General features: G+C 61.9%; 17 protein-coding genes. 7 read left to right on the top strand and 10 right to left on the bottom strand.

Annotated elements, in window-relative coordinates:
- Nucleotides 1-150 (top strand): NAD(P)(+) transhydrogenase (Re/Si-specific) subunit beta (locus tag PAN31108_RS25615; RefSeq protein ID WP_174995143.1); only part of this gene is annotated, 150 nt, incomplete at its 5' end.
- Between the two features lie 111 nt (nt 151-261).
- Here the strand turns inward: PAN31108_RS25615 and PAN31108_RS25620 are convergent.
- The 5 genes from PAN31108_RS25620 to PAN31108_RS25640 all read right to left on the bottom strand — a co-directional run bounded on the left by PAN31108_RS25620 (nt 262) and on the right by PAN31108_RS25640 (nt 5,244).
- Nucleotides 262-963 carry a GntR family transcriptional regulator gene (locus PAN31108_RS25620; RefSeq protein WP_174995144.1) on the bottom strand — a complete coding sequence of 234 codons (702 nt, stop codon included), beginning with the start codon at nt 961-963 and terminating at the stop codon, nt 262-264.
- A gap of 187 nt (nt 964-1,150) precedes the next feature.
- Entirely contained in the window at nt 1,151-1,885 is a 735-nt protein-coding gene (locus tag PAN31108_RS25625) for a TonB family protein (RefSeq protein ID WP_150671570.1), read from the bottom strand.
- Nucleotides 1,882-2,274: an ExbD/TolR family protein gene (locus PAN31108_RS25630; RefSeq protein WP_150671571.1), complete on the bottom strand. Its 393-nt coding sequence runs from the start codon at nt 2,272-2,274 to the stop codon at nt 1,882-1,884. The genes PAN31108_RS25625 and PAN31108_RS25630 overlap by 4 nt, the downstream gene beginning before the upstream one ends.
- 10 nt (nt 2,275-2,284) lie before the next feature.
- On the bottom strand, nt 2,285-2,956 hold the full coding sequence (locus PAN31108_RS25635) for a MotA/TolQ/ExbB proton channel family protein (protein ID WP_150671572.1): 672 nt from the start codon (nt 2,954-2,956) through the stop codon (nt 2,285-2,287).
- A gap of 38 nt (nt 2,957-2,994) precedes the next feature.
- On the bottom strand, nt 2,995-5,244 hold the full coding sequence (locus tag PAN31108_RS25640) for a TonB-dependent receptor (protein WP_174995145.1): 2,250 nt from the start codon (nt 5,242-5,244) through the stop codon (nt 2,995-2,997).
- Nucleotides 5,245-5,711: 467 nt separating this feature from the next.
- On the opposite strand from PAN31108_RS25640, the gene PAN31108_RS25645 reads away from it, so the two are divergent.
- Nucleotides 5,712-6,506 (top strand): acid phosphatase, encoded by a 795-nt coding sequence (locus tag PAN31108_RS25645; protein ID WP_150671574.1) that lies wholly within the window; start codon nt 5,712-5,714, stop codon nt 6,504-6,506.
- Between the two features lie 42 nt (nt 6,507-6,548).
- Here PAN31108_RS25645 and PAN31108_RS25650 read toward each other — a convergent pair whose 3' ends face one another.
- Together PAN31108_RS25650 and PAN31108_RS25655 are read right to left on the bottom strand one after the other, a co-directional pair.
- Nucleotides 6,549-7,925, bottom strand: a complete 1,377-nt coding sequence (locus PAN31108_RS25650; RefSeq protein ID WP_150671575.1) for a sensor histidine kinase — start codon at nt 7,923-7,925, stop codon at nt 6,549-6,551.
- Nucleotides 7,909-8,751 carry a response regulator transcription factor gene (locus PAN31108_RS25655; protein ID WP_246184150.1) on the bottom strand — a complete coding sequence of 281 codons (843 nt, stop codon included), beginning with the start codon at nt 8,749-8,751 and terminating at the stop codon, nt 7,909-7,911. Before PAN31108_RS25655 ends, PAN31108_RS25650 begins: the two co-directional genes overlap by 17 nt.
- Before the next feature lie 404 nt (nt 8,752-9,155).
- On the opposite strand from PAN31108_RS25655, the gene PAN31108_RS25660 reads away from it, so the two are divergent.
- The 3 genes from PAN31108_RS25660 (at nt 9,156) to PAN31108_RS25670 (ending at nt 13,035) form a co-directional block, all read left to right on the top strand.
- Nucleotides 9,156-10,580, top strand: coding sequence for an FAD-binding oxidoreductase (locus PAN31108_RS25660; RefSeq protein ID WP_150671577.1), 1,425 nt, complete (start codon nt 9,156-9,158; stop codon nt 10,578-10,580).
- Between the two features lie 127 nt (nt 10,581-10,707).
- Nucleotides 10,708-11,436: a haloacid dehalogenase type II gene (locus tag PAN31108_RS25665; protein ID WP_150671584.1), complete on the top strand. Its 729-nt coding sequence runs from the start codon at nt 10,708-10,710 to the stop codon at nt 11,434-11,436.
- A 144-nt stretch (nt 11,437-11,580) separates the two neighbouring features.
- Nucleotides 11,581-13,035 (top strand): NAD-dependent succinate-semialdehyde dehydrogenase, encoded by a 1,455-nt coding sequence (locus PAN31108_RS25670; RefSeq protein WP_150671578.1) that lies wholly within the window; start codon nt 11,581-11,583, stop codon nt 13,033-13,035.
- Nucleotides 13,036-13,080: 45 nt separating this feature from the next.
- Here PAN31108_RS25670 and PAN31108_RS25675 read toward each other — a convergent pair whose 3' ends face one another.
- From PAN31108_RS25675 to gabT, 3 genes are all read right to left on the bottom strand, one after another.
- Nucleotides 13,081-14,661, bottom strand: coding sequence for a PucR family transcriptional regulator (locus PAN31108_RS25675; protein ID WP_150671579.1), 1,581 nt, complete (start codon nt 14,659-14,661; stop codon nt 13,081-13,083).
- 75 nt (nt 14,662-14,736) lie between these two features.
- Nucleotides 14,737-15,408, bottom strand: a complete 672-nt coding sequence (locus PAN31108_RS25680; RefSeq protein WP_246184151.1) for a haloacid dehalogenase type II — start codon at nt 15,406-15,408, stop codon at nt 14,737-14,739.
- 78 nt (nt 15,409-15,486) lie between these two features.
- On the bottom strand, nt 15,487-16,779 hold the full coding sequence (gabT, locus tag PAN31108_RS25685) for a 4-aminobutyrate--2-oxoglutarate transaminase (protein WP_150671581.1): 1,293 nt from the start codon (nt 16,777-16,779) through the stop codon (nt 15,487-15,489).
- A gap of 444 nt (nt 16,780-17,223) precedes the next feature.
- Here gabT and PAN31108_RS25690 point away from each other — a divergent pair, with 444 nt between their 5' ends.
- Together PAN31108_RS25690 and PAN31108_RS25695 are read left to right on the top strand one after the other, a co-directional pair.
- Nucleotides 17,224-18,531 carry an MFS transporter gene (locus tag PAN31108_RS25690; RefSeq protein ID WP_150671582.1) on the top strand — a complete coding sequence of 436 codons (1,308 nt, stop codon included), beginning with the start codon at nt 17,224-17,226 and terminating at the stop codon, nt 18,529-18,531.
- 23 nt (nt 18,532-18,554) lie between these two features.
- Nucleotides 18,555-19,697, top strand: coding sequence for a branched-chain amino acid ABC transporter substrate-binding protein (locus tag PAN31108_RS25695; protein WP_150671583.1), 1,143 nt, complete (start codon nt 18,555-18,557; stop codon nt 19,695-19,697).
- The last annotated feature ends 384 nt before the right edge of the window (nt 19,698-20,081 follow it).

A 20,081-nucleotide genomic window follows, 5' to 3' on the forward strand; every position in this document is an offset into this window, starting at 1 on the left:
TACAAGGCCAAGACGATCATCGTCAACAAGCGTTCGATGGCGGCGGGTTACGCCGGGCTGGACAACGATCTTTTCTATCTCGACAAGACCATGATGGTGTTTGGCGACGCAAAGAAGGTCGTCGAGGAGATGGTGAAGGCGGTGACGTGAGCAAGGCATTGGCATGGGCGGGCACCCTGCCTGACGGGCCGCGAACGTCTGCATAAAAAAGCCCCCGGCAGCCATGCCGGGGGCGTGTCGGTTCATCCGAATCCAAAACCATCACGTCGGCTCGGCCAACTCCTGAATGCTTGCCAGCACGTGGGCTTCCATCAATTCTGCCGCCGTCGTGTGCCGCTTTTCCATCATCGCTTTCACGATGCTCCGATGCGCGTCTTGCTTCACGCGAAGTCGCTTCAGATAAGCTTCGGACAACTCGGGGCGCTGCTTCACCTTGTTCAACAAGGCCGAACGGTAGAACAAGACGAGCTTGTTCAACGATTCCCAAAGAAAAATCAGGTGATTATTTTCGGCAAACTCGAAGATCGCCTTGTGAAAGGCGCTATTGAGTCGAAAGACATCGTCCAGATCGTGACGCGCAATCGCGGCATCGGTGAGCGTTAGCAAGCGCGCCAATTCGTCCGCGCCCGCCTGATCGAGTCTGCGCGACGCCTCAAACGTTGCCAGATGCTCCAGCGCGGCGCGACAGGTATACAACTCCTCCATATCCCGGTTGCTGACCGTCTTGACTTGGTATCCCCCCGCCGAGAGCGGTAGCAAGACACCCTCTTGCTCCAACTTCCGCATCGCCTCTCTGACCGGAGTTCTGCTCACGCCCAACCGGGTGGCCCACTCCACGTCCTTCAGGCGCTCGCCCGGCTGGACGTCGCCCTTGATGATCAAATCCCATAGACGGTCATGCACCTGATCGAACAGGTGGCTCGGCTTGCTCAGGATCGCATGAGACTCGGTAACCGTATTCACGTTAGCTATGTTGAGTGGTGGGTGGACGATGGGCAGCGAATGCCGGCACGCGGCCTGAGCATTGCCCCTCTGACAAGCAGGATTACCGGAAGTATACATGAGGCGGAATCCAGTATCCCACCGACTGAGCGTGAAGTTCGTACGTCGAGGCAGGCCGTCCTTCGCAGCGGCGTCCCTCGACGCCGACTCACTCGTCCTTGAAAATCACCCTCACCCGAAAAGTATGTGACACCCCAGCCAGCGCAGACGGCGGCTGGGGCAGCACCGCGTGCGTGACTGCCGCAATCGCGGCACGGTCGAGCATGGCGACGCGCCCTGGCTGAACGACACGAACCGACGACGCCACCCCGTCCCGAAACGTGAATTCCACCTCGACACTCGTTTGAATCCCGCTCCCGCGCAAGGCCGGTGGAAAAACCGCCGCACGGGAGACGGCGGCCCGAAGTTTCGTAATAAATTGCTCGTCCGGCCCCGGCGTTGTCGCAGCGGGCGGCGCCGTCGCGGGCTCAGGCGGGGTCGGCACGGGCACCGGTGCAGGCGTCGTGCTGCTCACATCCGGCGCCGGAGGCTGCGACATTGCCGGCGCGCGCGGGGCCGCCTCGCGGGGATGCGCCGCCGGCTGTTTCGCCACCCACTTCGGCTTGGGTGTCGGCAACGGTGGCGGCGTCACGGGCGCGGGCTTCGCTTCGGGCGGCGGCGCCTCCAATGTCACCTGCATGGGATCCTGCGTGGCGGGAGACTTCGGCTTGGCGTCTCGCGCCGACGCACCGAGCAAGACGCAGATCGCCAACACGATCGATTCGAGCAAGGCCGCAAGGGCCATGGCGCGCCACGACCAGCGACGGGACGCGGATCGAAAACTCGCGATGCCCGGCGGATTCGACAAACGCCCTTCCACAGAGGCCAGCACGGGTTTGGTCATGGCGTGCTCGCCGTCGCGATGCCGACCTGGGTCACGCCCGCCGAACGGCACGCATCCATGACCTTCGCCAGTTGTTGCACGCTCGCGGCGCCATCCCCCGCGATCGTCACCACCGTCGACGCCGGGTCCTGCGCGCGCAGCTTCTCTGTGAGCTGCGCCAGCGTCATCACGCCGTCGTAGGCCTCGATTTCGCCGTTCGCGTGGAACGTAACGACGACTTTCGGACGGGTGATCGGGGCAGCCGTCGCGCTCCCCGGGAGCCGCACGGCAAGCCCGTTGGACGGAATCATCTTCAGCGTGATCATGATGAAAAACACCAGCAGGAAGAACATGATGTCGATCATCGGCACAACTTCGATGCGCGCCTTCTTAGCCGCAAGATATCGCATGACAGGGCCCTCAGATCCGCAACTGCGAACGATGCAGCGTGAGATCGCTGGCATGCGCCACGGCGACATGCGTGTCCTGACGATTCATCAGAACGCGCTTGAGCGTCTCCAACTGATGCACAGACTTTCGCACCGTTTCCTGCATGGCGTTGTAGAACCAAAGGTGGCTCATGGCGATGGCAAGCCCCGCCGCCGTCGCGATCAGCGCTTCGGCAACCCCTGACGTAACGTTCATCGCATTTTCTCCCGGCGCGCCGAGCACATCGAATGCGTGGAACATGCCCACGATCGTGCCGAACAGTCCGAGCAGCGGTGCCACGGTGATCACGGTTTCCAGCACCCAGACGCCACGATCAATGCCAGGCACCATGCGATAGATGGCTTCTTCCAACGCGTTGTCGAGGTCCGTCACGCCCGGCCGCGACCGGCTGGCGGCGTAGGCCAGCAGAACCTCCTGCATCGGCAAGCCGTTTGCCGCCTCGCCGAGCTGCTCCGCCTGCCTGGCGTCGATCGACGACATCGCTTCGATTTGCCTCAACATTCGCTCGCTCTTGGCATGGGTTCGCAGCAGGCGAATGCCGCGGTCCACGATTACCGTAATGCCGACGAAGGCAAGCACGACCATCAGATACAACGTGCCCCCCGAGGCCAATGCCAACCGGTTCATTTCTACGAAACTCATTCCCAAGCTCCTAAGGATTCACACTTTGCGCGGCAACGTCAGATTTCTGCGCGCAGATTCACGTAAAACGTCCGGCCAGGGACAAAGTAGTAGAGAAACTGATTGGCGTCGGTCCCCTTGCTGGTATCTGATGCGGCAGGTCCAAGGTTGTCGGTGATGCGATGCGTATCGAAGAGGTTGTCGATGCCGAACGACACCCGGACGTTGCGCACCACGCTGCTGAGATTTTTGAAGTCCCGCGCGATCATGGTGCTGGTCACGCTGTACGGGCCGACCTTGTACAAGGCGCCGTCGGCCGCGCCGTTGCTTCCCTGATACATCGAACCGACGAATTTGGTGTTGATGCCCCAATGCCACGGCCCCTGATCGAAATTCAGCGCCATGGCTGCCGTGTACTGCGGCACAAAAGAGATCCGCTGCCCCGACTTCCAGGCCTGAGAGCCCACGCCGTCCTGCGTGAATACGGCATTGTTCACCGTGCCGTTCGCGTAGAAGGAGAACCCGCTGCCGAGCAGGACATTGCCCTCGGCCTCGACGCCCGTGTAACGAACGCCCCCCGCGTTGAAGAAGTTCGCGTTTGCACCGGAGCCGGATTTGGAGATGTAATTGCTGAACTGAATCAGGTAGGCGTCGACGTTGAAGGTGAACCGATCCGCCTTGAGCACCGTCCCCAATTGATAAGCCACCGACGTCTGCGGCGAGACCGTATTGCTGCCCGACGGATTGCCCGAGTAAAGCGTATTCAGATTCGGCCCCAACGCGCCCTTCGAAATTTGCGCGTAGCCGGACCACAGCGAAGTGAAGCGATAGTTCGCGGCAAGACTCGGCAAGAGGCTGTTCCACGCCTTGGTGACGACCCCGTCGGTCGTGCCCGGCAGATTGTTCTGATTGACGGCGGCAGACAACTGCCGCTCGAAATGCTGGAAGCGCAGGCCCGGAGTGATGATCAACGCATCCGTCGTCTTCCAGGCGTACTGCGAAAACAGCGTGGCGCTGCCGATTTCCGACACCATGTCGTAGAACGTGCTGCCGTACTTCGCGTTCTGTTTGATGTATTGGCCGGTGGTGAAATCCATCGCGTTGCGGTTGCGCGGATTTCGCGAGTGTTCCAGCCAGAGACCGCCCGTGAACGTGCCGGTATCGTCCGCGTGCGTGGTGACAAGCGTGTCGCCATAGGCACGGTACTCGTTGAGCTTCAGCGCACCGGCGATGTCGCTGCCCGACTGCCCAGGCGCGAATGGCTTCGCCGCCCCCACCGACGACAACGGCGAAGACGTGCCGTCACCCAGCAATTCATGGCTCAGGTTGTAGTAATAGTAGGTGTAGAGCTTGTTCTCCAGATTCCAGCCGCTGCCGAAATCGTGCTTCAGGCCGATATAGGCGAATTCCGTGTTCTTGTCCTGATAGTTGTATCCGAAATAGCCTGGGCTTTTCGGATCTGCATTCAGGCCGAAGTTGTATCCATTCGCCGCCACCTGATTCAGCGTCGCCCCCTGCGGGTTATTGAAGTGAATCTTGTCGTACGCGTAGACGTAGGTCAGCACCGTGTGATCGCCCAGCGGCGTCACGCCCTTGAGGAACACGTTGGTGTTGCCCACGTCACCGTTGCTCAGCGATCCATTCGAGTCCGCACGCTGCACGTTGAGCAGGAGGTTCGTATCGCCGAGTTGCGGCATGATCCCCGTCGTGACACTGAGGTTCGACTGCCACGTCGCATGCGAGCCGATCGTCTGCGAGAAGACGATCTTTCGGTCCGGACTCAGCGTCGGCGAGAGTAAATTGACCGACCCGCCGAAGGTGGCGTATCCCAATGTCGCGGCGTCTCCCGGACTGCGATCGATGTTCACGCCACCAATGGTGGCCGCGGGGAAATACGACGTCGTGTGATGGGAAAAGTCGTTGGGATCGCCGAACGGAATGCCATCGTAAGTGACGTTGAACTGGCCGTCGGGGAACCCCCGAAGCGTCTGGTTCTTCGCCTCCGACAAGCCCTGGCCGTTCGGCGAAGAACTGGTGTAGCTGGGGGCGATGCGAAGAATCGTCCCGTAGTCGGCAGACGGCGCCACTTGATTCGCAATGTAGTCACTGCTGATTTGCGTCTGGGGAGAGGTCGCCTCCAGCGGCGCTTGCGTCAACGCCCGGGCGGCGGCGGCGGTCGGCGCCTTACGGCTGGGAACGAACGTGGCGTCGCCTGACGCGTGCTCCGATGCGGCCGACACGTCGCCGATGTCGGTGACACTCTGTGCTTTGGCATGTGAGGCGAATGCGAGAACTGCAATCGCTGTCATGGAGAGGTTTCTTTTTCGTGCGCCGACGATCGACTTCTTTGAGGGTTTCATGGCTTGATTGATGGCTTCTGCATTTTTTCTGGCATCTGAACGGGTGAACTGCCGTTCAAACCCCGCGCATCGCCGGTTGCCCAGCGATGGGGGTGCCGCCCTGGCATGCGTCAGCGCACGAGTGGCCCTACCTCGATCTGCCCGCCGACGATCTGCGCCCGAAACTTTATGGGCCGGCGGTGATGTGAAGATGAACGAATCCTTGTCAAGATGAACAGCATGAAGCGGGCGTTCACGCGGGAGCGGCTGCGGAGTACACAACCCTGCACGCCCCCCCACACACGCCAACCGGCAAGGCCATTCACGGCCATTCGGTCTCTCACAGACAACCTGTACGCGCGTTAACAATTGCGCCATCGGCGATTCATACGTGAACCATAGTCTTCGATCCATTTGTCACGAACCGAACGAAAACGATGAGATACGCAATACGTCGACTAACGCTGCTGGCCGCCGCCGCGCTCTGTGCCAGCGCCGCACAGGCACCGGCGGTCACGCTCGCGGCGAGCACTGAACACACAACGGAATGGCAATATCTGCCCGCGGGGGGGCTGGATCTGACGGTGCTGATCCCGCCACCACCGGAGGCGAACACGCAGGCGGCAGCCGACGATCTCGACGAGGTGCTCGCCTTGCAGCGCACGCGCACGAAAGCCGAGCTGTCGCTGGCGGACGGGGATACGCGACGCAGCGTCTTCCGATTCGCGGATGTGATCGGCGACGCGTTCAATAAGGAACGGCTCCCCGAAACCGACGCGTTCTTCGATCGGCTGGGCCGCGAGGGGGAGAAATCGGTGAGCGCCGCCAAGGCGTTCTGGAAGCGTGCGCGGCCCTATACGGTGAGCAGCAAAGTGGAACCCGGCATCGTGACCGGCCGCAAATCGCCGAGCTACCCGAGCGGGCATGCCACATTCGCTTATTTGAGCGCCGTCATCCTGTCGGAAATGTTTCCCGAGATGAGATCGCGCATCTATGCACGCGCCGAAGCCTTTGCTCGCGGCAGAGTCGTTGGCGGCGTGCACTTTCCGAGCGATGTCGCGGCGGGGAAAATCAGCGGCATCGTGATTGCCGCGTCGATGCTGGAAAATCCGCAATTCCGCATGGATCTGGCGCGTGCGACAAAGGAGGCGAGATCCGCGCTGGGCCTTCCCCCGCTGCCGGTGAACACGCAGGAACGCCTCTATGCGATCCCCCGTATCGGGGTGAACTGAATGAACGCGCGGCCTCGCGCCGAAGCCGTATGCCCGCTCGCGTCAGTCGAGCGGGAACTTCAGCTCGACGACGCAACCGGGATTGCCGCTGCTGATTGCCAGGGCGGCATTGTGTACGCGCGCGGTCGCTGCGACGATGCTCAGTCCCAGACCGTACCCTGGCGTGGGCGCGGCGCCCGCCCGGGCACCGCAGTAGAACGGTCTGAGGACGGCGTCGCGCTCGGCGGGCGCAATGCCGGGGCCGGTGTCCCTCACCACGACGGACACGAAACGTCGCGCCGCCGTCACTTCCACGGTCACGACGCCGTCCATCGGCGTAAATTTGATCGCGTTGTCGATCAGATTCTGAATCGCGCCGAAAATCAGATCGCTATCGCCCCGAACGCTCGCCTCACCGCAAACGCTTAGCGCCAGACAGATACGATGCTCTTCAGCCAGCGGTTCGTACAGTTCGACGACGTCGCGGCAGATAGTGCAGAGATCGGCATCGGAAAAATGCGCACGCGCGGTTCGGGTTTCGATCTCGGCAATACGTAACAGCGCAGAGAAGCGATCCAGCACTTTGTTCGTCTGGGCAAGCGCGGCGTCGACGGCGCGATCGTAATCCGTCACCGTAAGGGCGTTACGCCTTGCCTGCTCGAGCCCCGCGCGTAGTCGCGACATCGGCGTCCGAAGGTCGTGGGCAATCCACGAACACACGCCCTGAAGCTCCTGGACCAGCCGCTCGATATCGTCGAGCATGGTGTTGACGAAACCGATGAGGACATCGACGTCATCCTGATTGCCGCGAACGGGAAGCCGCTTGTCCACGCGGCTATCGGCAATCTCCTGACAGGCCTGCCGAAGCAATCGAATGCGAAGCGTCGACGCGCGATGCAGAAGGAGGCCACAGGCCGCGCCCAGCGCAAGCGTGCCCAACAGCCCCGCAGCGCCAATGACGATGAGCATGTGATCGAAGTTGTTCACCTCGTCGATCGCCTGGCCGACGACCAGCTTTTGCCCGAGCGGCATCGTGGCCACCATTGCGCGGTAAGTCCGATTGACACGCTGCCCGTCAGCCTCCGTCACACTTTGCACGTAAAGGAAGGGGGTGTAATCGCGCAGTCCCGGCGCCAGGTTGTCGATATTTCCCTCAATTCGTCTGCCACCGGCATCAAACAGTCCGTACGGGCGCACGGCGCCGCCCTCAGCCAAACTGTGCCGCAGCACAGATTCGCGAACCTCCTCAAACGGGCGCGAGACGAGTTGAGCACACTTTCGCTGCAACCGCGCATCCACGATCTCCCTCAGATACGCCGTCGTCATGAAGTACAGCACGGCAAACAGGGCAACGATCGCGACCGTAAAGATGCCGAAAATCGGCCCTACCCTGCCGAATCGCCGAAAGATCGAGCGATGCATCTCATGCGTGGAGGACATATCCCGTTCCGCGCACGGTATCGATCAGGTCGGCGTGAGCGCCGTTTAGCGAGATTTTTTTGCGAAGACGGGCAATGTGGACGTCGATCACGTTGGTTTGCACGTCGTGGTGGTACCGCCAGACCGACTGGAACAGCATGGCGCGCGTCACAACCTGGTTGGCGTGGCGCATCAGGAACTCGAGAAGCCGCAACTCCCGGGGTTTGAGCAGGACCTCGATGCCTGCTCGACTGACCTTGCCGTTGACGGCATCGAGTCGCAGATCGCCGACGACCAGGAGCGTGCTGGGCACCGCGCTACCGGCACGGCTGAGCAGGATATCGATGCGGGCGAGCAGCTCGTCGATGCTGAACGGTTTGGTGAGGTAATCGCTCGCGCCGTTGCGCAGGCCCTTGACACGGTCGTCGGTCGTCGCCATCCCCGACAGGAGCAGTACCGGGGTTTCGATGCCGACATTGCGGGCCGTGATGAGGATCGACAGCCCGTCGATTTCCGGCAACATTCGATCCAGCACGACACAGTCGAACTCGCCTTGAAGAATGAGCTTCAGGCCTTCGCCGCCAAAGCGGGCCAACACCACGCCATGCCCCTGCCCACGCAGGACAGTCACCAGTTCGTGCGCGACTTCGACATCGTCTTCGACGACGAGGATGCGAGACGCCTTGCGCGCCTCGGTGCACACAGTTTCGGCATCAAACTCTGCAACCACGTGAATACCCCGTTCAATATGAAATCGTCGCAGTCGGGAGGTGCGTAAATGGCTGGCGACGCGGATGAAGGCAAGCCGTATCGGGCGATTCGCCACCGGCTGCGCACGGATGATCACATATCCCCCCTCGACTGTCATCAGGCTTTCTGCCTACATTTTTTCTTTATTTTTCGTATGTTTACGGCGTTACCGACACCAGCATCCAGTCCCCTCGCGCGGCCCGGGCGGTATTGGCCTCGTTGTATCGGGGGGACCACGCACAATACGCCGTCCTGGTGCGCTGGCACAGGGACGGTGCCCCACGCCAGTTCATGCCGGCCCGACGCAGACGCCGGCGCGGCACGATTTGCGCGCCGGCGGTCGATATTCGACGTTGACGCACGAATTTCACCCCCTCTTCTCCTATGCTTTCGCCATATCCGTGACGGCACGAAGGTCATAAGCTGTCATCAATCCTGATATCGCATGCCGTGCCACCTTCAGTAAGACGACGGCAAGACCCACATCCCGGCAGACCTCTCATGGCTGAACAACACATTGACAATTTGCGAACCATCGTCGGTGATGGCAACGTGCTCCTCGGCCCGGAGGCTGCAACGTTCGAGAGCGACTACCGGCGCGTGTTTCACGGCAAATCGCTGGCCGTCGTGCGGCCGGGCAACACCGAGGAAGTCAGTGCGGTCATGCGTTACTGCTATGTCAACGGCATCTCGGTCGTACCGCAAGGGGGGAACACCTCGCTGCTCGGCGCAAGCGTACCGGATGCAACGGGCACGTCGATCATCGTGTCGCTCGCCCGTCTCAACCGGATTCGCGCCATCGACGCCATGAACGCCACGATGACGGTCGGCGCAGGCGTCACCCTCAGTCAGGCGCGCAGCGCTGCCGAGGGCGTCGGCGCGCTGTTCCCGCTTCGGATCGGCTCGGAGGGCAGTTGCCAGATCGGCGGCAATCTTTCGACCAATGCGGGCGGCACCGCCGTGCTGCGATACGGCAATATGCGCGATCTCGTGCTCGGTCTGGAGGTCGTCTTGCCGGATGGCCGTATCTGGAACGGGCTGCGCGGCTTGCGCAAAGACAATGCCGGATACGATCTCAAGCATCTCTTTATCGGCGCCGAAGGCACGCTCGGCATCATTACCGCCGCCGTGCTGAAACTGTTCCCGATGCCTCGCACGGTATCCACCGCGTTTCTGGGCACGAACAGCCCCGAGGACGCCCTGGCCATTTTCAAGCTGATGCGCGAGCGCCTCGGCACCGACGTGACGGCCTTCGAGTTGATCTCATCGGATGCCATGACACTGGTGCTGTCGCACCTGAACGATCGTCCGTCGCCGCTTGAAACGCCGCACCCCTGGTACGTGCTTGTCGAAACGTCGTCGAATGCCGATCAGGAAGCCGCCGAATCGCAACTCGTCGGAGTGCTCTCCGACGCGCTGTCGGCAGGCTACGCCACGGATGCCGTCGTGGCCGCCAATGCCCGGCAGGCGGCCGACTTCTGGCTGATTCGCGAAGAGATCTCGGATGCCCAAACCCAGACTCGCGGTAGTGTGAGGTGCGATATTTCCGTCCCCCTCTCCTGCATTCCGGCATTCGTTCGGGACACCACGGCCAAGGTGCTCGCCATCGAGCCCGCCACCCGGATGATCGTCTACGGTCATGTCGGCGACGGCAACGTGCATTTCAACCCCATTCGCCCGGCCGATGTCACGGCGGAGGTCTTCGTGCGCACGCATGGCGCCGCCATGGCACAACTCATCGACAACGCGGCCAGCGAACTGAACGGGTCCATTTCTGCGGAGCACGGTGTGGGCATCGCAAAACGCGACGAACTGCTGTCCGTACGAAGCCGTGAGGAACTGGACATGGCATGGGCCATCAAGCGTGCGCTGGATCCGCGCAATTTGCTCAATCCGGGCAAAGTGCTGCCCGCGCTGCCGGAATAACGCGCAGTGGCCGCCGACGCGGGGACGCCGTCCCCGCGCGCCGGCCTTCTGCCCATATGGATAATCTCACTCAAATCCTGCGATTCTCTTTCAGGCCGTCGCAGACACTTTCCAATCAGGAGCGATGATGAAACTAAGTGACTTCAAGGTACTCACGTTCGACTGCTACGGCACGTTGATCGACTGGGAATCCGGTATTTTCAATGGGTTGTCGCCACTGCTCGAGAAAGCAGGCAAACGCGGCCTGACCCGCGACGAGGTCCTCGAAATCTTTGCGCGTCACGAGGCCGATCAGGAACTGCGCACCCCGGCGCTCGCCTACTCGATCCTGCTCGGCACGGTGTATCGCCGTCTGGCCAATGAGTGGAACGTGGGCGTGACCGACGAAGAGGCCAATATTTTCGGTGCGTCCGTGCCCGATTGGCCCGCATTCCCCGACTCGGTCGAGGCTCTGCAATACCTGAAAAAGCATTACAAGCTCGTCATTCTGTCGAACGTGGATCGTCTCTCGTTCCGCGGCAGCAATGCCCGACTCGGCGTTGAATTCGATGCCATCTACACGGCGCAGGATATCGGTTCGTACAAGCCGGACCCGCGTAACTTCGAGTACATGCTCGGCCGACTCGGCGCCGACTTCGGCTTCCAGAAGACCGACGTCCTGCACACGGCGCAGAGCCTGTTCCACGACCACGCGCCGGCCAACGGCTTCGGTCTGGCGTCGGCATGGATCGATCGCCGTCACGCAGACGCCGGCTGGGGCGCGACGATGCCCCCGCCCGGCACGCCGAAGTACGATTTCCGCTTCGAGAGCATGGCGGCCCTGGCCGACGCTCACAAGGCCGAAGTCGCTCGCTGAGTTGTGCCCTCGGAGGGGTCTCGTCAACCCACGTCAATCCAGACGGTGGCCCCTCCGCCTTCCTCACATCGCACGGTAAGCGCTCCCGTGCCGACGGTCGGTCGGTGTTTACCGTGTGCGGTTCACGTCAGACGGTAGGTCGACATGATGTCTCTGCAAGATCCCTCGCTGCTCAAGCAGCATGCCTTCGTCAACGGTCTCTGGCTGCCCGCCCGCTCCGGCGAAACGTTGCCGGTGATCAACCCCGCCAATGGCGAGACCCTCGGCACCGTGCCGAACTGCGACGCCGTCGACACGCGACTCGCCATCGAGGCCGCCGAGCGTGCGCTGCCGCAATGGAGCGGCCTGAGCGCCCATGAGCGTGCGGCTCGCCTTCGCGTCTGGCACGACCTCATGGTGGAACACGCCGACGACCTCGCACTCATCATGACGCTCGAGCAAGGCAAGCCGCTCGCGGAGTCGCGCGGCGAGATCCTCTACGGCGCATCGTTCGTACAGTGGTTCGCGGAAGAAGGCATTCGCGCCTACGGCGAGACGATCCCCGCCCAACAAGCGGGACGCCGGATCATCGTCCGAAAAATGCCCGTCGGCGTGTGTGCCGCCATCACACCATGGAATTTCCCGAACGCAATGATCACCCGCAAGCTGGCGCCGGCGCTGGCTGCGGGATGCACGGTCATCGTCAAGCCGTCCGAACTCACCCCGTTCTCGGCACTGGCGCTGGCCGTACTTGCCGAGCGCGCCGGCATTCCCGCGGGCGTGATCAATATCGTGACGGGCATGCCGCAGGCCATCGGCGGCGAACTGACAGGCAATCCCACGGTCCGCAAACTGACGTTCACCGGTTCCACGAACGTGGGCAAGCTGCTGCTGCGCCAATGTGCCGATACCGTCAAGCGAGTCAGCATGGAACTCGGCGGCAACGCGCCGGTGATCGTGTTCGACGACGCCGATCTCGACAAAGCGGTCAACGGCGTGATGCTGAGTAAATTCCGCAACAGCGGACAAACGTGCGTGTGTGCGAACCGCATCTATGTGCAGGCGGGTATTTACGATGCATTTATCGAAAAATTGAAGGTGTCGGTCGACCAGTTGCGCCTGGGCGCCGGCGTCGATAAGGGCGTGACGATCGGACCGCTGATCAATCAGGCCGCCGTCTCGAAAGTCCGCGCACATCTGGCGGACGCGCTCGCCAAAGGCGCCAGTGTCATTGCCGGCGGGGCTGCGTCAGAACTGGGCGAACAGTTCTTCCAGCCGACCATTCTGAGCGGCGCAACGGACGGTATGCGAATCGCTTCCGAGGAGACGTTCGGGCCGGTCGCCGCGCTCTTCAAGTTCACCACGGAAGAGGAAGTGATCCGGCGCGCCAACAACACGCCTTACGGGCTGGCCGGATATCTTTTCTCCCGCGATCTGGCGCGCGTCTTCCGTGTCGGCGAAGCGCTCGAGTACGGCATGGTCGGCATCAACACCGGCGTGATTTCGTCCGCCGTGGCGCCGTTCGGCGGTGTCAAGGAGTCAGGGCTGGGCAGAGAAGGCTCCCACCACGGCATCGACGAGTTTCTCGAGGCGCAAACGCTGCACCTCGATATCGGCTGAGCACGTGGCATGAGACGCATGGCGCCTGAAGCAGGCGCCATTTTTTTATCTCTCGGAGAGAATCTTGTGGAGCGCCACCGCCACCTGAATCTCGAAGCGGCTATCCTGCCGCTCCAGCGTCGTTCCCAACATCGACTCGATGCGCTCGACGCGATACCGCAAGGTGCTGATGTGCACGCCCAGCCGGCGAGCGGTATTGGCCAGTTGGAAGCCTTCCGCACAAAGCGCCTCGACGGTTTCCATCAGCGCCTCGCCCTTCTTGTCGGCGAGCAACGGACCGATACGGCTGTCGACGAACAGTTCACGCGCCCCCGGATCGCCCATCAGCGCACGCGGGAACATCACTTCATGGAAATGGTGCACCTTGCCGGGCTTGAGCAGGGGAAGCAGCGACTGCACGTCCTCACCGCCTCTGGCCATCCCTTTCACCCCCGAATGCTCGCGACTCACCGCCAATGCCGCACCGCGACTGCCGAGAATCCGCCAAAGCGGCTCCGGCTCGTGATGCGACTGGAGGAAGAACGTGATCTGATTGAGCGAGACGAGCACGAGCGGGGGTTGCTCGATGCCCTCCAGATACTTGCGCAGCCGGTCCACCCATCGCTCTCTGCGCAGAAACCCTTCCCGGGACAACGGTAACGGTTCGTCGAGCAGCACGAGACAGACCCGGTAGCTGCCCGAGGGGTCCCATCCGCTCAGGCGCGCCCGTTCCAACGCGGAAGGCGTTTCTTCGAATTTCCCTTCGAGAAGCGTTCCCACGAGCGCATAGCCGAGTCGCTCCTCCTGAAGATGCAACGCCCGCATATGCGCCAGATGCAGCGCGGCAATGATGGACGCATGTTCGGTCGCGCGGATATCCAGCTCGCCCAGCTCGCAATCGCCTTCGTCGACGAATACGATGGCCGCGATTTCTCCCCGAATGCGAATCGGGCACCCCAGCCGCCGGGGAACCCCCACTTCTGCCTGGGCGTCGATCAGAATGGGGTTCATGCTGTCCTGAATGCGCCGCAAGATGATGCGATTGTGCAGGAGTCGCATATAGCTGCGCTCTCTGGCGCTGACGTCGGCGCCGGAGGCTTTGCTCTCGCTCGTGCCCAGCAGCAGACCGTCCGGGTCCACGAAGTTGACCGCGCGGTCGAGCAATTCGCCGAGCGACGACGCCAGGTCGCTCAGCGTGTTGGCCGTGAGCGCCGCGTTGGTCAGTGCCCGGTGGATTTCGTACGAACGCTGAATCAGTTCGCTTTGACAGCGGATGATGCTCGAATGAATCTGTTCGGTAATCGCGCTGAACGGAACATCCCAATCCAGTTCCAGCAGCGGCAACCCGACGTCGTTCGCCTCTTCGAGCGACGCCTGCGGGAAATGCGCCAGGAATTTCGGAACGGCCAGCACGACGCCGGCAAGCCCTCGCACGGAGAGGGAGCGAATCATCGCGCGCTGCTGCGCTTCGTCTTTCGGCCAGTTGTAGCCAGTGGTGAGCAGCAGATGTCCGGGTTCGACCCACGCCGCGATATCGGGGTGATCGACGATATGCACCCAAGTGATGTTCCGGTCGATGCCCGTCATGCCGGCCACGACCTTTGCCCCGCGCAGCGCAGTGCTCTCAAGTGCCGTCGAGATGTTCATGGTGTTTCTCCGACACGATGACAAAACCGATGGAATCGCGTGATGATCGCGAAGAAGCGCGTGAAGCGCAAGCCCTCATTCGTCCAGAATCGCGTTGGCAAATGAGTGCAAATCGGCAAACTCGGCATCCGGAACCGCGATCGCACGCGGTACCGCCCCGTAGCCGGGACGCCCTTGTCGCCGATTGATCCAAACGGTTTGCAACCCGACAGCCTGCGCCGGAACGTGATCGTGGAAAAGACTTTGCGCCACGTGCAGAACTTCGCCTCGGGGCTTGCGCATACGCCCCAGCGCCACATGGAAATTGTTCAGCGAAGGCTTGTAACTTCGGGTTTGCTCGGCGGTCACGACGTAGTCGAACTCGACCCCGATCTGCTTGTTCGATAGCGCGAAGAATTCGTCGTCGCCATTCGTGATGACGGCGAGCTGGAACCGGCGCTGTAGGGCGAGCAACGCGTCTCGCGAGTCGGGGAACGCCGGCCAATCGCCCACGGAATGCGAAAATCGCTCGAGTTCCTGCTCGGTGGGCGTGAACTCGAGATCCCGGGCGATCCGCCGGAGCGACTCTTCAAGGATCTCCCGGTAAGTCAGATAGGGCCCCGCCTCCAGCGCCGACTCATGCCAGGCGTGCTTTTCCAGCAGCGCGTCGCTTGCGAGCACATGACCGTGTGATCGCAGAATGGGATCGAGGGCCTCGAAGATGCCCGTCTCCCAGTCGATCAGCGTGCCGTACACGTCGATCGTCAATATGGTTTTCTCCGCGAATCGACGTGCTGTGTCACTTGTCATGGTAGGCCTTGGCTGGCGTGTACGGGGCCGCGCAGATCAAACCGAGCGGGCTTTCTCGATCGCCTTATCCAGGATCCCGATCGCCTCGGCGGCGTCGTCTGCGGACGTCGTGAGCGGCGCGAGCAATCGGACATTGTTGCGGTGAACGCCGCATTTGATGACCAGCAGACCAAGCTCGCGTGCCGCATCGATCACGCGTTGCGCAAACGCGGCGTCCGGCTGACGCGGATCGCGCTGCTTGACGAATTCCATCGCCAGCATCGCGCCCACACCGCGAATCGTTCCGATCTCCGCGTACTTTCCGGCAAGATTATCGAGACCGCCGCGCAGCACTTCCGCCAGTTGTCGCGCTTGCGTGAGCAGCCCTTCGTTCTCGAAGAGATCGATGACGGCAAGCGCGGCGGCGCACGCGAGGCCGTTGCCGGCATACGTCCCGCCCAATCCGCCGGGCTCCGGCGCGTCCATCATCTCGGCGCGTCCCACGACGCCCGAGAGGGGGAAGCCCCCCGCCAGGCTCTTTGCCACCGTCACCAGATCCGGTTGAATGCCCGCTTGCTGGAACGCGAACAGCTCGCCGGTGCGACCGAAGCCCGTCTGAATCTCGTCGGCAATAAGCACGATGCCGTGCTTCGACGTCAATGCCCGCAGCTTGTGAAGGAATTCGCTGCCGGCCGGGATGAACCCGCCATCGCCCTGAACCAGCTCGAGAATGACGCCGGCCACGCGGTCCGGAGAAATCTGCGTGGCGAACAAGTCTTCGATTGCCTGAATGGCGTCGTCGGCCGAAAACCCGCGATAGGGGTCCGGATACGGCGTGTGGTACACGTCGCCGGCAAACGGGCCGAAGTTCTGCTTGTACGGCGTGCTCATGCCGGTCAGCGTCATACCGAGCAGCGTTCGGCCGTGAAAGCCGCCGCGAAACGCGATGATGCCGGGCGCGTTGCGGTAGGAACGTGCGATCTTCACTGCGTTCTCAACGGCTTCCGCGCCAGTCGTGAAAAACACGCTTTTGTAAGGTTCACTCCCGCCGACCAGCGTGTTGAGTCTGGCCGCAAGGTCGATGTACACATCGTATCCGGCGACCTGGAAGGCAGCGTGCGTGACACGTTCGAGTTGCGCTTTGACCGCTGCGACCACTTTCGGATGGTTGTGTCCGACGTTCATGACACCGATCCCGCCCACAAAGTCCAGGTAACGCCGACCATTGGCGTCCCAGACATGGGAGCCCAGCGCCTTCTCGATGAAAAGGGGGTGAGCCGTCGCGACGCCGCGCGCCACATGCTGTGCGCGCGCAGCGGCGAGCAATTCGTGTTTGGTGTTGTTCGACATAGTCCTCTCTCGGTCCGAAGCACGGTGGCCATGAAAGCCAGATCGCTCGCAGGGAGCGCTTTCTGGATCTTAGGGCGCTGGCGGCACGACGCTCTACCTATGAGACGTAGGAATTTTCCGCGCCGGATCCCTATGCGCCGAGCAACACCGTCTCGCCACGCGCTGGCAGGCGAAAGCGAAAGCAAGCGCCTTCGAAAGCGATCGACATGTCGCACGCAGGACGTTTTCCCGCCTTTCGCGATTAACGTCATATCGAAATCACAGGAAAACCCTGAAAAATCCTATGGGAGCTGCGAGGTGCCACGCACGACTTCCGACAAAACGTAGATAGGAATGCACATATTGGCGCTATTGAATGGAAGACAGCTCGCATACAGGGCAACACACGCGAGACGGACGTCCGTCCTTTCGCGGACTTCCAACTTACCGATATAGGCACGCAAAATGGAAATCGCAGCTAGCACCATGTCGGACTCTCACGACGAAACAAAGCGTCGGCGCAGAGCTATCACGGCAACTATCCTGGGTAACGGGTTCGAATGGTTCGACTTCATGGTTTACGGCTTTTTTGCCATCACCATCGGTCAACTGTTCTTCCCGACAGGCGACGACCTGACGTCGCTCCTTCTGTCGGTCGCGACGTTCGGCGTCGGTTTCGTCGTGCGGCCCTTCGGCGGCATTCTGATCGGGATGTACTCCGATCGCGCCGGGCGTAAAGCCGCGCTCTCGCTGACCATTCTGCTCATGGCCGGCGGCACCGCGCTCATCGGTCTCGCACCGACATACGATCAGATCGGCATCGCCGCGCCGATCCTCATCATTCTGGCTCGCCTGATGCAGGGCTTTTCCGCCGGCGGGGAAATGGGTAGCGCAACGGCTTTCCTGACGGAACACGCGCCGGCCGATCGAAAGGGTTACTACGCGAGCTGGATTCAAAGCAGTATCGGCTTCGCCGTCGTGCTGGGCGCGCTGGCGGGCACCCTGCTCAGCCTCTACCTGTCGCCGGAAGCGATGAAATCCTGGGGGTGGCGAATTCCCTTCCTGCTGGGCATTCTGATCGGCCCCATCGGCTTCTACATTCGTCGCAATGTGGACGAAACCCCCGCGTTCCTCGCCAATCAGGGCAAGGTGAAGAAACCGCTGTCGGAAGTGCTGACCACGTTTCCGCGCGAGACATTCACCACGTTCTCCATGGTCATTCTCTGGACCGTGTGCATCTACGTGCTGCTGTTCTACATGCCGACTTACGCCGTGAAAACGCTCAAGATGCCGCAATCGATGTCCTTTATCGCCGGCGTCATCGGCGGGCTCATCATCACGGTGCTCTCGCCGTTCGTGGGTGCGTGGTCCGACAAGATCGGGCGTCGCAAGCTGCTCGCCTGTAGCTCCGGCGGCATTCTGCTGGTCGCGTACCCGATGTTCGCGCTGATCGTCTCGCACCCGACGCAATGGAGTCTCGTCGTCTTCCAGGCCGTCTTCGGCGTTCTGATTGCCGGCTATACCGGCCCGATTCTCGCGGCTTTCTCCGAGATATTCCCGTCGCGCGTGCTGTCGACGGGGCTCTCCGTCGCGTACAACATCGCGGTCATGACCTTCGGCGGCTTCGCATCGCTCATCCTCACGTGGCTGATCGCGACGACCGGCAGCGCCATGGCCCCGGCCATCTACGTCATCGCCGCCGCTACCGTAAGTTTCCTCGGCGTCGTGCTGGGATTTCGCGATCGCCGCATGGATTCCTCCCTCGTTCGATAACCTGAGATATTGGAGATACATTGATGAAACTTCGTCTTTCCCTGACCGGCGTGGCCGCTGCCGTGGCTTTGCTCGGCGCCACCTCCGCTTACGCACAAGTTCAGGAGGTCAAACTCGGTTTCGCCGGTCCGCTCACCGGTGCGCAAGCGCAGTACGGCAAGGACATGCAGAACGGCATCGTTCTCGCGATCGACGACTACAACGGCACGCATCCCAAGATTGGCGGGAAGGAAGTCAAGTTCGTCCTCGAATCGGACGATGATCAGGCCGACCCCCGCGCCGGCTCGCTCGTCGCGCAACGTCTGGTGGATAACGGTGTAAAGGGCATGCTCGGCCACTTCAACTCCGGCACGAGCATTCCGGCCTCGGCGGTGTACAGCCGCGCCGGTATTCCGCAAATCGCCATGGCGACAGCACCGGAATACACGCGTCAGGGCTTCAAGACCACGTTCCGGATGATGACGTCAGACACCCAGCAAGGCAGCGTCGTCGGCGCGTATGTCGTGAAGAAACTGGCGGCCAAACGCATTGCGATCGTCGACGATCGTACGGCTTACGGTCAGGGCCTCGCCGACGAGTTCGAGAAGTCCGTCAAGGCCGCCGGAGGAACCGTCGTGCGCCGGGAGTTCACCAACGACAAGGCCGTCGACTTCAAGGCCGTGCTGACCAACCTCAAGCGTCTCAATCCCGATGTGCTGTTCTATGGCGGCGCGGAAGCGCAGTCGGCGCCGATGGTTCAGCAGATGCGCGAACTCGGCATGCCAGCCACGCTCGTCTCGGGAGAGATGTCCAAGACGGATAACTTCATACGGCTGGCGGGGAAATCCTCGGAAGGCGCCATTTGTTCGCTGGCGGGTCTGCCCCTCGAACAAATGCCCGGCGGCCCCGCCTATAGCCAGCGTTACCAGAAGCGCTTCGGCAGCTCGGTACAGACGTACTCCCCCTATGCCTACGACGGCGCCATGGCAATGATGAAGGCGATGGTTCAGGCCGGTTCGTCGGAGCCGGCGAAGTATCTGCCGGCGCTCGCCGCCACGTCGATGGCGGGCGTGACAGCGCAGCGTATCGGCTACGATTCGCACGGCGATCTCAAGGAAGGCGGTATCACGATGTACAAGGTCATCGGCGGAAAATGGCAACCGCTGGAGAGCATTGCCGGCAAGTAATCCCTCTACCGCCCTTTACCGCCCTACCGCCCTGTCGGCCATGTCAGCCGACAGGGTGGTACACGCCCGATCCGACGGGAAAAAGCATGGCCCCGATCTGTGTCGCACGCCCCCGGCCGTCTCTCGACGCCACATCTCGACCGTGGGCTGGCGCAAATCGGGGCCATTCCGTTTTTGTCCTGCCAAGGCGCCACGTGTGTCAGCGTGGCGCCCCGTTGCCTCGCGCTACTGCGCAGACTCCCCCACAGACTCCCCCACAGACTCCCCCACAGACTCCCCCACAGACTCCCCCAGATACGCCGCGCGTACCTTCGGATCGTCGAGCATGTCCTTCGCCTGACCGGTCATGGTCACGAGGCCACTGTCCATCACGTAGCCCCGGTG

Source organism: Pandoraea anhela (genome assembly GCF_902459655.1).
Lineage (GTDB): Bacteria > Pseudomonadota > Gammaproteobacteria > Burkholderiales > Burkholderiaceae > Pandoraea > Pandoraea anhela.